Raw genomic sequence first — 15,471 nt, forward strand, 5'->3', positions numbered from 1 at the left:
GGGCGCGGGCAAGGCCGCTTAGGCCATGCGCTCGACCATCGCGTGCGCGAACGCCACGAGGTGGCTGTGCACGGGATAATCCTCAAGCCCGTCGAGATAGGCCAGCGCGTCGTTGACCCACGAGCGAGCCAGATCACGCGTTTCGTCGACGACGGGGTGCTCGCGCAGCATCGCCACCACGGTTGCGAGGCGGTCGCCCTCGTCGAGGTTGCCCTCGGCGAGCATCTGCAGGATCGTCGCGCCCGTCTCGTCGAGATCCCCGCGCGCCTCGCGCTGTCGAAGAAGGAGGGTGGGCATGGTCGGAACGCCCTCGAGGAGGTCGGTGCCCGGCGTCTTGCCGGTGAGCTCCTCGTCGGAAGCCAGGTCGATGACGTCGTCGGCGATCTGGAACGCCACGCCGACTCGCTCGCCGAACTGCTCGAGCTTCTCGGCCACCTCATCCGTACCGCCGGCGGCCATCACGCCGTGATGCGCCGCCGCGGCGATAAGAGAGCCAGTCTTGCCCGACAGGACGCCGATGTGGTGCTCGATCGGATCATCGCCTGGCTGCGGGCCCACGATCTCGTGCAGCTGACCCGTGCACAGGCGTTCGAACGCCACCGCATGCATGTAAATCGCCTTCGGGCCGAGCCCAGAGACGATCTTCGACGCTCGGGAGAACAGCACGTCCCCCGCCATGATTGCCGAGGAGTTGCCGAAGATGTACTGCGCCGTCGGAACGCCGCGGCGCATCGGCGCCTCGTCCATGACGTCGTCGTGATAGAGCGACGCAAGGTGCGTGAGCTCCATGACCACGGCGGCGTCGATGACGTCCGGCGAATCCGGGTTGGGCCCCATCTCCGACGTCAGCAGCGTCAGCAGCGGCCGGAGCCGCTTGCCGCCGGCGTCGGCAAGATGGGACGTCACGGAATCAACGACGACGTCGTCCACCCGGGTCTCGGCGCGGAGGCGGTCTTCGACCTCATCCATCCGCTGCGCAATGCGCCGGCCAAACGGGTCGTCGCTGGTCAGGAATTCCGTTACGCTCACACGAACGACCCGATGATGAAGTCAAGAACCGGACCGGGCAGGACGCCCAGCGCGATCGTGCCGATCAGGGCAATGACGATCGCGACGATCGACATACCCTCGGATTCGATGACCACGGCCGAGTCGGTATCCGGCTCACGGAAGTACATGAGCTGGACGAGACGGAAGTAGAACACTGCCGTGGCAGCCGACGCGAGAACGGCGATCACAACGAGCACGGCCTGACCGGTGTTCAAGCCGGCCTGGAACACGCGGAACTTTCCGATGAAGCCGCCCGTGAGCGGGATGCCCGCGAATGAGAGCAGGAAGACCGTCATCGACGCTGCGAGCAGCGGGCTGCGCTTTCCAAGGCCGGCCCAGCTCGAGAGCTTCGTGGCCTCGCCGAGGATGTTGCCGTGTGCGTCACGTTCGCGAACGAGCGTGACGATGCCGAAGGCGCCGACGGTGCCGATGCCGTAGGCCAGCAGGTAGAACATGATCGCTGCGATCGACTGCTCGGTCACCTGAGCCGAACCCTCGGGGTTGTTGATCGCGTTGATCGCGATGAGGATGAATCCGGCGTGTGCGATCGAGGAGTAGGCCAGCAGGCGCTTGATGTCCGTCTGGATCAGACCCATGACGGTACCGACGAGGATCGTGGCAATGATGACGATCCACAGGAACACGTTGAGCGAGTCGTGCACGAGCACGGCCACCCAGTAGAACACGCGGGCCATCGCCAAGAACGCGGCCGCCTTCGTTCCAGCGGCCATGAAGCCGGTGATCGGAGTGGGTGCGCCCTGGTAGACGTCCGGCGTCCATGAGTGGAACGGCACGGCGCCAACCTTGAACAGCAGGCCAACCAGCATCATGATTCCCGCGACGGCGAGCATGACCGAGAAGTCTCCGGCCGGTCCGAATTCCGCGCGCAAGAATGCGCCCGTAAGGTTCAGCGTGCCGGTGGCTCCGTAGAACAGAGCTGCGCCCATGAGGAAGATCGCCGAGGAGAACGCGCCAAGAATGAAGTACTTGAGCGCGGCCTCCTGAGCCAGCAGGCGCTTGCGGCGCGCGGTGGCCGAGAGCACGTACAGCGGGAGCGAAAGGACCTCGAGGGCGATGAAAAGCGTGAGCAGATCCATCGCCGACGTGAAGGCCATCATGCCACCGGTGGCGAACAGTGCCAGCGGGAAGATCTCCGTCTGCTGGCGGCCAGCCTTCGTCATTTCGCGCTCGTCGGGCGAACCCGGGCGGGTTGCGGCCGAGGCTGCGAATGCGCCTTCGCGGGTCTCCGTGCGGTCCGCCATGATGAGGAACGCCAGCAGCGCCGACGCCAGGATCACCGTCTGGCCGATGAGGGAGATGTTGTCCTCAACAAGTCCCACGCTGTAGAGGCCCTGCGGGAGGGTCTCAAAGCCGGAGCCCGGAATGCCCGCCATCGGGTGCGAGGGAAGGACCGACGCCGACAGCGCGGTTCCTCCTGCCCCGGAGACTTGCAGTTCGGTCCAGCGCCACACGACAGCCACGAGGGCCGATGCGAGGGCGAGCATCGAGAGCCCGATCTGGACGGGCCGGCGCGCCCGATGGGGCACGAACGCTTCGATCAGCGTGCCAAGCACTGCGGCGCCGAGCACGATGAGCAGTGGAAGTACCGCTACCCACTCAATACTGAATTCGAGGTAATCAGGGGTGGTCACTTGGTGCTCCCTTCTGCAGATGCGTCGGCCGGGCCGGCATCAATGTGCGATGCGTACTGTTCCGCGACCGGATTGATCACATCAAGCGCGGGCGCCGGGTAGAAGCCGAGCACGAGCATGGCCGCAACGAGCGCGCCCATGACTGTCTTCTCGCGGCCGCCGAGGTCCTTAACCTCAACCTCGGGCCTTGGGCCCGTGAACACGCGCTGGTACGGAAGCAGGATGTAGATCGAGGCGAGAACGACGCCGATCACCGCGACGAGCGCCGCCGCAGCGTTGACCTTGTAGGTGCCCATGAGGACCATGAACTCGGGGATGAAGCCCGACAGGCCCGGCAGGGCGATCGTGGCAAAACCGGAGAGCATGAAGAATCCGGCCACGAGCGGGGTGACGCGCTGCCAGCCACCGTAATCGGCGATCATGTGCGACTTGCCGCGCTCGCCGAGGAATCCGACGGCGAGGAACAAGCCTGCGGTGCCAACACCGTGGGCGACCATGTACAAGATCGCGCCAGCCATCGCGAGCTCCGAACCCGAGAAGATGCCCAGGACCATGAAGCCGAAATGCGAGACCGACGTGTAGGCGACCAGACGCATGAGGTTCTTCGAGGCGATCGCCATGAACGCGCCCCAGATGATCGAGATGATCGCCGCGACCATGATCACGCCTGCGGCATCCGATGCCGCAGCCGGGAACAGTGGCAGACAGATCGCGATCATTCCGAACGTGCCCAACTTGTCGAGAATGCCAACAAGGAGGGTTGACGTTCCGGCCGGGGCCTCTTCGGTGGCGTCAGGCAGCCAGGTGTGGACGGGCCACATCGGAGCCTTGATCGCGAACGCGATGAAGAAGCTCAGGAAGATCCACATCTGCGTACCGCTGGAGACCTGGAGACCAGTTGCGAGGTTGTCGATCATGAAACCACCCGCGCCGCCCGGGCCGTATGCGTAGACGGCGATGACGCCGACCAGCATGATCAGGCCACCAAGGAGCGAGTAGATCAGGAACTTCATCGCGGCCTTGCTGCGGTTCGCACCCTTGCCGTAGCGGCCAATCATGAAGAAGATTGGCAGGATCATAAGCTCGAAGAGCACGTAGAACACGAACAGGTCGCGTGCCGCGAACAGGCCAATGATGATCGCCTCAAGGAACAGGATCCAGGCCATGTAACCGGCCGCGCGCTCGTCGTCGATCTCGTCCCACGAGGCGAGGATGACCACCGGCACGAGGAACACGGACAGGGCGATCATCACGGCGCCCATTCCGTTGATACCCCATGCGAGGCTGACGCCGATCTGCGGGATCCACGTGTAGGTCTCCGCGATCTGGATCGCGCCTGCGTTCGCCACGTCGAACTCGCTGACAAAGGCGACGACGTACGCCGCGGCGATCACCAGCGACAGGCCGAGGGCGATCGGGCGTGCCTGCGTGCGCAGTGGCTTGACCAGCCACAGCACGATGGCACTGACCACCGCAAGGAGGATAATAGTTGTGAGCCAGGGGAAGCTGGCTTCAGAAACGGTGTGCAATTGCATGTACCTCTTGTCCTCCCAGTCCTAGAACGCAGCCGATGCGACGACAGCGATGAGTGCAATGACCAGGCCGATGGAGATGTAGCTGGCGTAGTTTCGGGCGTAGCCGGTTTGCAACTTTCCAATTGCGTGGCCCAGTCCAGGACCTCCCTTGCCAACGCCTTCGACAGCGCCGTCGACAACTGTTCGATCCACCGCGTCGGTGCCGGCAACCAGTGCCATACCGGGCTTCATTAACAGGCCTTCGTTGATAGCGTCCTGATACAGATCGTTGCGCGCCGCTCGGGTCAGGCCAGAGCCGACCGGAGCAGCCGCAGGCATCGGGTTCGCGAGGTACATCTTCCACGCGATTCCAACGCCGACCGCAACGGACACCAAGGTGATTCCGGTAATGACCGGGATGGGCATGACGGGATCCTCGTGTGGCACGTGGCCGATAGCCGGCTCGAGCCAGGTGAGGAAGCCCGTGTAATTCAAGAACGCACCCAGTCCGAGCGAACCGAGGGCGAGAACCGCCATCGGAACCCACATGAGCGGGGACGGATCGTGCGGGTGCTGAGCATTCGGCCCTTCGCTACTCCAGCGTTCCTTTCCGAGGAAGACGCCGAAGAACAGGCGGGACATATAGAACGCCGTCAGGCCAGCCACCAGAACGGTGATGCCACCGAAGATCCAGGGCTGAACGCCGTCGCCGGTAAATGCGATCTCAATGATCTTGTCCTTCGAGAAGAAGCCCGACAGGAGCGGGAATCCGATGATCGCGAGGTAGCCGGCGAGGAACGTGTAGAAGGTGATCTTCATGTGCTTGGCTAGGCCGCCAAAGCCGCGGATGTTCACCTGGTCGCTCATGGCGTGCATGACCGCGCCGGCGCCAAGGAACATGTTCGCCTTGAAGAAGCCGTGCGTAACGAGGTGGAAGATCGCGAAGCCTGCGCCGATCGGGCCAAGGCCAGCGGCGAGCATCATGTAGCCGATCTGCGACATCGTGGACGCCGCGAGGATCTTCTTCATGTCATCCTTCGCCGCACCGACGATCGCACCGAAGACGAGCGTGATCAGACCGATGAGGGCGACGATGAGGGCCGCCGTCGGGCTTGCCTCGTAGACGGCGCCCGAGCGAACCATCAGGTAGACGCCCGCGGTGACCATGGTGGCCGCGTGGATGAGGGCCGAGACCGGGGTCGGGCCCGCCATCGCGTCGCCGAGCCACGCCTGGAGCGGGAACTGGGCGGACTTACCACAGGCGGCCAGCAGGAGGAAGATACCGATGAACGCTGCCGTGCCTTCGGAGACGTTGGCAATGCCCGCCGAGACGTCGGTGTACTTGACCGATCCGAACGAGGCCACCATCGCCATCATGGCGATGAGCATGCCCAGATCGCCCACGCGGTTCATGATGAAGGCCTTCTTACCGGCCGTCGCGTATTCGGGAACCTGGTTCCAGAAGGAGATGAGCAGGTATGAGGCCACACCCACGCCCTCCCAGCCGAAGAACAGAACAACGTAGGAGTTACCCAGCACGAGGAGCAGCATCGCTGCCACGAACAGATTGAGGTAGGCGAAGAAGCGACGACGTGCCGGATCGTGCTCCATGTAGGACACGGAGTAGATGTGGATGAGCGTGCCCACGAAGGTCACGAGCATCACGAACGTCATCGACAGCGGGTCAACGCGCGTGCCGAAGTCAACGGCGAAGTCGCCAACGCCGGGGATCCATGTGTAGAGCGTGGATTCGACCACCCGCGAACCGGCGTCCATGCCAAGCAGCTGCACCGTGGCAGCGGCTCCGATCACGAACGACGCGGCGGAGGCGGCGATAGCGAGCCAGTGGCCCCACTTGTCCGCAGCTTTCCCGGCTAGCAGGAGGATCGCAAAGCTCAGCAGCGGCAGTGCCACGGTCAGCCAGATCATGTTGGCTGCGCCCGTCGCCTCACCGGCGCTGGCGGTGCTCAGTGCAAAGAAATCATGAACCAATGATCACACCTGCTTCCGTCAGTTCTTCATGAGGTTCGCGCCGTCGAGCGATGCGGACCTGCGGGTTCGGAAAATGGACACGATGATCGCCAGGCCCACCACGACTTCCGCGGCTGCCACGACCATGACGAAGAAGGCAAAGACTTGGCCCTCGAGGTTGCCCCACATGCGGGAGAACGTGATGAGCACGAGGTTGCAGGAGTTGAGCATGATCTCCACTCCCAGCAGCGCGACGACGCCGTTGCGGCGAGTCAGCACTGCGGCTCCACCAATCACGAAGAGGATGATCCCAAGGATCACATAGGCCATGAGATCCATTAGTTACCCTCCTCCGAATCCGTGGTATCGGTGTGCTCTTCGGTGACGTTGCCTTGATCAGCAACCCTGTCCGCGCTCGGCACCTCAGGTTCGGGGGCGGCGTCGATTTCATCGCGGTCACCGCCGGCCTCGAGTTCCTCGAGGCGCTTGAGAGCGGCGTCGTGATCGGGAGCGAGTTCTCCTGGCATACCCATGAGAGACGAACGACCAACCTTTCCGTATGTGCTCGGGCCCGAGATGCCTTCGCCGGTCGCAATGCGCTCGACGGTCTTGGGCGAGATCTCACCGACGGTGCGAACCTGGCCGCGAACCTGAAGCACGCGGTTGACCGAGCCGGGCTCGGGCTGGCCGTAGGCGGTGAGTGCCGGGTTAGCCGACGAGTTGGACTCGGCGTACACGCCCGGGTTGGGCTTATTACCAATGTGGGTGCCCTTGGTGATGAAGTCGCGCACGGAGCGGTGTGCGCGCTCTTCCTGCGTAACGATCGAGCGGAGGCGATCCTTGTGCGTGAGCGTCATGGCACCGAGCGCTGCGACGATGAGCAGCGTGCCGGTGATCTGCAGCGTGAGCACGTGGTTGGAGAAGATCGACTTCGCCACGCCAATCGGGTTGCCCTCCGCGTTCGCCAAGGAAAGACCAACGGCCGTGGGGTTGGCCGCGCCCATCACCACTCCGATGAGGATCGCTGCGATACCCAGACCGCCAACCGCGGCAACTCCGCGCTGGCCCTTGAGCGTCTCGTGGCTTGAATCGGCCGAGTCAACGCCGATGAGCATGAGCACGAAGAGGAACATCATGAGGATCGCGCCGGTGTAGACCACCACTTGCGCCACGCCCATGAACGGCGCCTCGAGAGCCGTGTACATGATCGCCAAGCTCACCATGATGAAGATGACGCAGACGACCGAGTAGACCGCCTTGCGCGCAATCAATAATCCGTAGATCGCGAGGAGGACCATCACAACGGCGCCAACGCCGAAGATGATCATCTCGCCAAGAGAAATCTCTAGCATTTACTTTGCCTCGGCTTCCCGTGTCGCCCGCGCCTTGTCCAGCGACGGATCATCCGGGCGGTTCGTGGCCACCCAATCGATCTGCGCCTGGGTCGGGCCGGTCACTGCGCCCCTGTAGTAATCGCTATCCGAGGTCCCCTCGACCATCGGATGAGGAGGATTGAGCATACCCTCTGCGAGCGGTACCAGCAGCTGGTCCTTCTCGTAGATCATGCCCTCGCGGGTCGGGCCCGCGATTTCGTATTCGTTCGTCATCGTCAGCGCGCGGGTCGGGCAGGCCTGGATGCAGAACGCACAGAAGATACAGCGCAGGTAGTTGATCTGGTAGACCTTGCCGTAGCGCTCACCCGGCGAGTACTGCGCTCCTGGGGTGTTCGAGCCGGCTTCCACGTAGATCGCGTCTGCCGGGCACGCCCACGCACACAGCTCGCAGCCAATGCACTTTTCGAGCCCGTCCGCGTAGCGGTTGAGCTTGTGCAGGCCGTGGTAGCGCGGACGCGTGGGGACCTTCTTGTAGGGGTACTCCTCCGTCACCGTCGGACGGAAAATCGTGGAGAACGTGACGCCAAAGCCGGCAACCGGGTTCAGGAATCGGCCGATGGGCCCCTTCTTCGTGGGGCTATACAGCGCCGGATCCGGTTGCTCGAAACGTGGCTGGTTCTTATTCTCTTCAGACATTGTCAGCCTCCTCTAGCGTCTTGACGTCAGTGGTCTCGTTCGTACGTGCTCGCGGCGAGGGTGGCAGGTGCTGGCCGGGCAGCGGCGGTACCGGGTAGCCGTTCTCGAATCCGTCGAACTCCTGACTCTCGCGCTCGGCGATGAGCTCCTGCTCGGACTTTTCGACGTCGTCGCTGCCAAATGCCCAGATGAGCAGGATGAGCGAGTAGCCGATCGAGAGGATGATCAGGACGTTGCGGACGTTGATGCCGATCGCGATGTCGATCGCGATGACGGCCATGACGATGCCGAGCCAGCCGAGGGCTGCCGGGATGAGTCCCTTCCAGCCAAGGTGCATGAACTGGTCGTAGCGGAAGCGCAGGAGCGTGCCTCGCACCCACACGAAGATCGCCATGAAGAACCACGTCTTCGCGATGAATACGAGGACGGGGAACCAGCCCTGGTTCGGATCGCCGTTCCACAGTCCGAAGATCCACGTGATGATCGGGCCCGAGCGCCAACCGCCCAAGAAGAGGGTGGTGGCGAGCATCGACATGTTGAGCATGTTGATGTACTCGGCCAGGTAGTACCAGCCGAACTTCATCGAGGAGTACTCGAGGTGCGGGCCGGCAACGATCTCGCCCTCTGCTTCGGGAAGATCGAACGGCAGACGGTTCGTGCCGCCGAACATGGTGACGAAGAAGATCATGAAGGCCGGCAGGAGAAGGATGATGTTCCACAGGCCCTGCTGGCTGGCCACGATGCCCGAGGTGGACATGGTGTGCGCCATGATGAACACGGTGACGAGCGAGAGGCCCTGCGCGAGTTCGTAGGAGATCATCTGGGTGGCGGCACGGACCGAGCCGTACAGCGGGAAGGTCGACTTGGCCGACCAGCCACCGAGCACCATGCCGTATTCGCCCAGCGCCGCAACGGCGAGGACGAAGAGCATGGCCACCGGCGAATCCGCCAGCTGAACTGGTGTGTTGATGCCGAACATCGAGACGTTCGGGCCCACCGGGATGACGGCCATGACCGTGAACGCACACGTGGCCGAAATGACCGGCGCGATCGCGTAGACCACCTTGTCAGCACCCGCGAGCCAGAAGTCTTCCTTCAGCATGAGTTTGAGTGCGTCAGGGAAGGACTGACCGAGGCCGAGCGGGCCAACAGTGTTCGGACCGAGACGATTCTGCATGCGGGCGAGCAAGCGGCGCTCGAACCACAGCGCGAAAATCACGGAGAAGATGAGGAACAGGAGGATTGTAACCGCCTTGATCACCCAGATCCACCACGTGTCCTGGCTGAAGTCCGCGGCTACTCCCCCGTTCATGAAAATAACCGGATTCACTGTGCTACCTCCGTGCTGATACCGACGACGTCGCCGGCGCGGCTACCGATCGTGTGGATCTGGCAACCGAACGAGTTTTGCGGCACCCACACCACGCCGTCGGGCATGTTGAGGGTGACCACATCGAGTGTGATGGCACCGAGTGGGCCGCTCACCGTGACTGCGCCCGTGATTCCGGCGTCGTCGGCCGTCTTTGCAGACATGACGGCAACCGGCTTGCGGGCCGTCTTGGCAAGGTGCGGTTCGTGGCTGAGCAGCGCTCCGGCGTCGATCATCTGCTTCCAGGAGGCGAGGACTGCCTGACCTGGGCCAACGGCTGGTGCGGGCGATGCCTCGACGTCGGCGAACTGACCGCGGGCGCCATCCCAGCGGCGAAGCTCGGCCATTTCCTCCACTGCCTCGGCGAGTGTGCCGAGGCCAAGGTCCACGCCCATTTCGTGAGCGAGGTCGTGCAGGACGCGGCGGTCGGGCAGGTTCTTCGAGACGAGCGTCTGGCCGAACGGGCGCAGGCGGCCTTCCCAGTTGATGAACGTGCCGCCCTTTTCCGAGGTGGGGGCTACCGGCAGGACGACGTCGGCAAGCGCCGTCGTCTCCGTGTCGCGTACCTCAAGCTGGACGACGAAGACGTTACGAAGTGCGTCTTGCGCTCCGGCCGGAAGGTCAGCGAGTTCGACGCCACCCAGGACGATTGCCCCGAGCTCGCCGTTCTTCGCTGCTTCGAGGATCTCCTGCGTGCAGCGGCCTGCGGTTTCTGGAAGCCCGCTGGCTCCCCACACGGCCGCCGTATCGATGCGTGCTCCCGAATCGGCGACCTGACGGCCACCAGGCAGGAGGGTCGGCATTGCACCGGCGTCTACTGCTGCGCGATCACCCGCGCGGCGCGGGATCCACGCCAGGCGTGCTCCGGTGCGCTCTGCGAGGCGGCGTGCCGCCGTCAACGCGCCGGGCGTATCGGCTGCGCGCTCGCCAACAAGAATGACTGCGCCGTCTTTGCTCAGATCGGTGAAGACCTCACCGAATGCATCCTCGCCGCCGTCGGTGATGGCGTTGAGGACCTCTGCTTCGGTGCCGGGCGTTGCCGGGATGAAGCGGGCCTTCATCTTCGAGGTGCCAAGCGTTTCGTAGGCGGAGATGACGGAGACCGAGGTGGTGTTAGCCAGCACGCCCTTGCGAAGGCGCAAGAAGACCGTGCCGATCTCATCCTCTGCCTCGAGGCCGACGGTCAACACGTGCCCTGCTTCTTCGAGATCGCCGTACGTTACGCCCAGATCGGAGCCGGCAACGTGAGCTGCGAGGAACGCGTCCTCTTCGGCTGACGCCGGGCGAGTGCGGAAGTCGATGTCGTTCGTGCCGAGCACGAGGCGAGCGAACTTCGAGTAGGCGTAGGCGTCCTCGATCGTGAGGCGCCCGCCGGTGATCACACCGACGCCCTTGTCCTTCGCGGCTGCGAGGCCCTCGGCGGCGGCGTCGAGCGCCTCCCACCACGAGACCGGGCCTTCCGGATCCGCGGCGATGCGCGGGAACCGGAGGCGATCCGGGCCGGACTGCCAGCGGAACGCGAAGCGGTCCTTATCCGTGATCCACGATTCGTTGACGTCCATGTCCTCCTGAGCGAGGCGGCGTGCAACGGTTCCGCGGCGGTAATCCACGCGAATCGCGGCGCCCGATGCGTCGTGCTCGGTCACCGATGGAACGGAGACGAGGTCGAAGGGACGTGCGCGGAAGCGGTACGCGGCCGAGGTCAGTGCGCCAACCGGGCAGATCTGGATGACGTTGCCGGAGAAGTAGGACGAGAACGGCTTACCCGTGACGTCCACCTCGGACGGCTCAACCGGGCCGGCTGCAAAGCCGACCTCGTGGCCGAGCAGACCCTGTGGGCCGGCGTAGTTATTGGCGACGACGGGCGGCAGGTTGCCGTCCTCATCGGTGAAGCCGAGCACGGTGGCGTCGAAGTTTCCGACCTGCGAGCCGGGCAGTCCGTGAACCTCCATGCCTGGCGTGCCGCCGGAGCGGCCCTGCAGCTGGATGAAGGCGTCGCCTGCAATTTCCTCCGAGAAACGCGTGCAGCGCTGGCACAGGATGCAGCGATCGCGGTCGAGGAGGATCTGCGGGGAGACGGAGATCGGCTTGGGGTAGGTGCGCTTGATGTCCACAAACCGGGACTCCGCGCGCCCGTCCGTCATGGCCTGGTTCTGAAGGGGACACTCGCCGCCCTTGTCACATACCGGGCAGTCCAGCGGGTGGTTGATCAGCAGGAACTCCATGATTCCGTGCTGAGCCTTCTCCGCGACCTCGGAGGTCTCCTGAGTGTAGACCTCCATGTTCGGCGAGACCGCCACAGCACATGCGGGCTGCGGCTTGGGCATCTTCTGAACCACGCCGTCGCGATTCGGCGAGGCCACCTCGACGAGGCACTGGCGGCACGCGGCGGCCGGTGCCAGGAGCGGGTGATCGCAGAAGCGCGGAATGTGAACGCCCATCTTCTCCGCGGCGCGGATGATCAGCGTTCCCTTGGGAACGGAGGTTTCCTTGCCGTCAATCTTGAGAGTGACGAGTTCTTCTGGCGCGTTGTGAGTCGTTGTCATTGAACACCTACTTCGGAGAAGAGTGCAGACTTCTCGATGGGGAATCGCTCGGTGATCGGCGTCGTCAAGCAATCTTCAAACTCGGAACGGAACAGCTCGATCGCGGAGCGAACGGGGGTTGCTGCGGCGTCGCCGAGTGCGCAGAATGACCGTCCGAAGATGTTGCCGGCGATCTCGTAGAGGAGATCGATGTCGGCTTCGCGGGCGCGGCCCTCTTCGAAGCGGTGCATGATTTGACGCATCCAGTACGTTCCCTCGCGGCAGGGCGTGCACTTTCCGCAGGATTCGTGCTGGTAGAAGTCGGTCCAGCGGGAGACGACGCGAACAACCGAGACGGTCTCGTCAAAGACCTGAATAGCCCTGGTTGCGAGCATCGACCCGGATTCGGCCACTTCTTCGTATCCGAGCGGAACGTCGAGGTGGTCGGGGGTACACAGCGGAGCGGACGAGCCGCCAACCGCGTAGAACTTCAGTTCGTGGCCATCGCGCATGCCACCAGCCATCTCGAGCAGTTCGCGCATCGTGATGCCGAACGGAGCTTCGTACTGGCCGGGGTTCTTCACGTGGCCGGACAGGGAGAACAGTCCGTGACCGGAGGAGTTCTTCGTGTCTTCGCCCATCTTCTTGAACCAGTCGGCGCCGTTGTTGATGATGCCGGGCACCGAGGCGATTGATTCGACGTTGTTGACGACGGTCGGGCGGGCGTACAGACCCTCCACAGCCGGGAACGGGGGCTTCAGGCGCGGCTGGCCGCGGCGGCCCTCGAGCGAGTCGAGGAGCGCGGTCTCTTCGCCACAGATGTAGGCGCCGGCGCCGGCGTGAACCGTGATGTCGAGGTCATAATCGCCGTTGGGTCCAAGGCCCGTGCCGAGCAGGCCGGCTTCGCGAGCCTCGCGAACGGCGGCCAGCAGGCGGCGGTACACGTGCACGACCTCGCCACGCAGGTAGATGAAGCCGTGATTGCCACCGATGGCGATCATGCAGATCATCATGCCTTCGAGCAGGACGTGCGGGTTAGCCATGAGGACCGGGATGTCCTTGCAGGTGCCGGGCTCGGACTCGTCCGCGTTGACCACGAGGTAGCGCGGGCCGCCGTCGGGTGCCGGAAGGAAGGACCACTTCAACCCGGTGGGGAATCCTGCGCCGCCGCGTCCGCGAAGGCCGGAATCCTTGATGAGGTTCGTGATCGCGCCTTCCTCCTTCGACATCTCCCACGCCTTCTCGATGGCCTTGTAGCCACCGTTTTCGCGGTAGACGTCGAGCGTCCAGGAACGCTCCTTGTCCCAGATGTCACTCAAGACCGGCGCGAGTGTGCCGGGTGCATTGAACTCAGTCACTGCTGCTCCTCCCCACCTGTTGGCTGGGGTGCGCTCCAGCCCTGTTCGCGTGCGATCTTCAGGCCGGCCATCGTGGCGTCGCCACCGGCTGGGCCCTCGTCGACGAGGCCGTCTTCAAAGCCGGCCAGAACGCGTGAAATTTCCTTGAAGGTCTGAACCTTGTTCGGGCCGCGGGTCGGATGGACGTCCTTGCCCGCGCGGATGTCGTCCACGATCTGCTTCGCCGACGCCGGGGTCTGGTTGTCGAAGAACTCCCAGTTGACCATGACGACGGGCGCGTAGTCACAGCCGGCATTGCACTCGAGCTGCTCGAGCGTGATCTTGCCGTCCGCGGTGGTCTCATCGTGGCCGATGCCCACGTACTGGCTGAGCTCCTCCCAGATGATGTCTCCACCCATGACGGCACACAGCGCGTTCGTGCACACGCCCACGTTGTATTCGCCATTGGGACGACGACGGTACTGCGAGTAGAACGTCGCCACGGCCGAGACCTGGGCGCGGGTCAGGCCGAGGATGTCTGCCACGAGCGTGATGCCACGCGGGGAGCAGAAGCCGTCTTCGGACTGAATGAGATGGAGCAGCGGCATGATGGCCGAGCGCGACTGCGGGTAGCGCGAGAGAACCTCGTCGGCGTCGGCGCGCAGCCGTGCTTCAACGTCAGGCGAGTAATTGGTTGCCATTAGCGATCCACTCCTCCCATAACGGGGTCGACTGCCGCGAGCGCAATGATGAGATCGGCCAGCAGGCCACCCTCACCCATGATCGCGAGCGACTGTAGGTTGTTGTAGCCCGGGTCGCGGAAGTGCGCGCGGTAGGGGCGCGTTCCGCCGGAGGACACCAGGTGAACGCCAAGCGTGCCCTTCGGGTGCTCGATCAGCTGGTAGACCTGACCTGCCGGGACGCGGAAGCCTTCCGTCACCAGCTTGAAGTGGTGGATGAGCGCTTCCATCGATCCCGTCATGATGTGCTCGACGTGCTCGGGCGTGGAGCCCTGGCCGTCGCTGGCAATGGACAGCTGCGCTGGCCACGCGATCTTCTTGTCCGCCACCATGTAGGGCTGACCCTCGGTCTTATCGAGCTGGTCAAGCACCTGGTAGATGATGCGAATCGATTCGTAGCACTCCTCGAACTTCACCTTGATGCGGTTAAAGCCGTCAGACTTGTCGGCCACCGGCACGTCAAATTCGTAGAGGTCGTAGCCCGAGTTCGGCTGGGTCTTGCGAAGATCCCACGGAACGCCCGCGGCGCGGATCGACGGGCCGGTCATGCCGAGCGCCATGAGCGAGGACAGCGGCGAGACGGCGACGTCGATGTGGCGCTTCTTAAAGATCGGGTTGCCGAGCGTCAGATCCTGCATCTCAGAGATCGTGTTGCGCACGCCGGGAAGCAGCTCGCGGATGTAATCCGTGCCGCCGGCGGGCATGTCATCAGCCACGCCGCCGGGGCGGATGAACGCGTTGTTCATGCGCAGGCCCGTGATGTCTTCCAAAATGCGCAGGATGTCTTCGCGCAGGCGGAAGGTCAGGGTGAGCATCGTCGTCGCGCCCAACTCGTTACCGCCCGAGCCGATACCCACGATGTGGGACGAGATGCGGGTCAGCTCCATGAGCAGAACGCGAATTGCCTGGGCGCGCTCGGGAATCTGGTCCTCGATGCCCAACAGCTTCTCAACTGCCTGGCAGTAGGCCACTTCCTGGAAGATCGGGGCCACGTAGTCCATGCGAGTACAGAACGTGACGCCCTGCGTCCACGTGCGGAACTCCATGTTCTTCTCGATACCCGTGTGAAGGAAGCCCGTTGCTGCGCGCACTTCGTTCACACGCTCGCCGTCAAGCTCGCACTGAACACGAAGAACGCCGTGGGTCGAGGGGTGGACAGGGCCAAGGTTCACAACAATGTGCTCTTCACCGAGCTCCTCGGCGTCCTTGGCGATATCGCCCCAGTCGCCGCCCACTGCCTCATACATCTTTGCGCCGGCCATCGACTCCTCGGTCGCGGCACG

General features: G+C 63.8%; 12 protein-coding genes. All 12 read right to left on the reverse strand.

What is annotated here, in order from left to right; genetic code table 11:
- Positions 1-18 precede the first annotated feature (18 nt).
- A complete protein-coding gene (locus ACHFFR_RS02100; RefSeq protein WP_394262618.1) occupies positions 19-1,029 on the reverse strand; it encodes a polyprenyl synthetase family protein in 1,011 nt (336 codons plus the stop codon).
- Positions 1,026-2,702: an NADH-quinone oxidoreductase subunit NuoN gene (nuoN, locus tag ACHFFR_RS02105; protein ID WP_394262619.1), complete on the reverse strand. Its 1,677-nt coding sequence runs from the start codon at positions 2,700-2,702 to the stop codon at positions 1,026-1,028. The genes ACHFFR_RS02100 and nuoN overlap by 4 nt, the downstream gene beginning before the upstream one ends.
- Positions 2,699-4,237, reverse strand: coding sequence for an NADH-quinone oxidoreductase subunit M (locus ACHFFR_RS02110; RefSeq protein WP_394262620.1), 1,539 nt, complete (start codon positions 4,235-4,237; stop codon positions 2,699-2,701). The genes nuoN and ACHFFR_RS02110 overlap by 4 nt, the downstream gene beginning before the upstream one ends.
- 21 nt (positions 4,238-4,258) lie before the next feature.
- Entirely contained in the window at positions 4,259-6,145 is a 1,887-nt protein-coding gene (gene nuoL, locus ACHFFR_RS02115; RefSeq protein ID WP_394262678.1) for an NADH-quinone oxidoreductase subunit L, read from the reverse strand.
- 81 nt (positions 6,146-6,226) lie between these two features.
- The gene (nuoK, locus tag ACHFFR_RS02120; RefSeq protein WP_394262621.1) at positions 6,227-6,526 is read right to left on the reverse strand and encodes an NADH-quinone oxidoreductase subunit NuoK; all 300 of its coding nucleotides are present in this window, start codon (positions 6,524-6,526) and stop codon (positions 6,227-6,229) included.
- On the reverse strand, positions 6,526-7,539 hold the full coding sequence (locus ACHFFR_RS02125) for an NADH-quinone oxidoreductase subunit J (protein ID WP_394262622.1): 1,014 nt from the start codon (positions 7,537-7,539) through the stop codon (positions 6,526-6,528). Before ACHFFR_RS02125 ends, nuoK begins: the two co-directional genes overlap by 1 nt.
- Positions 7,540-8,217 carry an NADH-quinone oxidoreductase subunit NuoI gene (gene nuoI, locus ACHFFR_RS02130; RefSeq protein WP_394262623.1) on the reverse strand — a complete coding sequence of 226 codons (678 nt, stop codon included), beginning with the start codon at positions 8,215-8,217 and terminating at the stop codon, positions 7,540-7,542.
- On the reverse strand, positions 8,210-9,529 hold the full coding sequence (gene nuoH / locus ACHFFR_RS02135) for an NADH-quinone oxidoreductase subunit NuoH (RefSeq protein WP_394262679.1): 1,320 nt from the start codon (positions 9,527-9,529) through the stop codon (positions 8,210-8,212). Before nuoH ends, nuoI begins: the two co-directional genes overlap by 8 nt.
- Before the next feature lie 14 nt (positions 9,530-9,543).
- Positions 9,544-12,132 carry an NADH-quinone oxidoreductase subunit G gene (locus tag ACHFFR_RS02140; protein WP_394262624.1) on the reverse strand — a complete coding sequence of 863 codons (2,589 nt, stop codon included), beginning with the start codon at positions 12,130-12,132 and terminating at the stop codon, positions 9,544-9,546.
- Entirely contained in the window at positions 12,129-13,469 is a 1,341-nt protein-coding gene (gene nuoF / locus ACHFFR_RS02145; RefSeq protein ID WP_394262625.1) for an NADH-quinone oxidoreductase subunit NuoF, read from the reverse strand. The genes ACHFFR_RS02140 and nuoF overlap by 4 nt, the downstream gene beginning before the upstream one ends.
- The gene (nuoE, locus tag ACHFFR_RS02150) at positions 13,466-14,149 is read right to left on the reverse strand and encodes an NADH-quinone oxidoreductase subunit NuoE (protein ID WP_394262626.1); all 684 of its coding nucleotides are present in this window, start codon (positions 14,147-14,149) and stop codon (positions 13,466-13,468) included. Before nuoE ends, nuoF begins: the two co-directional genes overlap by 4 nt.
- On the reverse strand, positions 14,149-15,450 hold the full coding sequence (locus ACHFFR_RS02155; protein WP_394262680.1) for an NADH-quinone oxidoreductase subunit D: 1,302 nt from the start codon (positions 15,448-15,450) through the stop codon (positions 14,149-14,151). Before ACHFFR_RS02155 ends, nuoE begins: the two co-directional genes overlap by 1 nt.
- Positions 15,451-15,471: the final 21 nt, after the last annotated feature.

The sequence above is a fragment of the Trueperella sp. genome, from assembly GCF_043424875.1.
In the GTDB taxonomy this organism is placed as follows: Bacteria; Actinomycetota; Actinomycetes; order Actinomycetales; family Actinomycetaceae; genus Trueperella.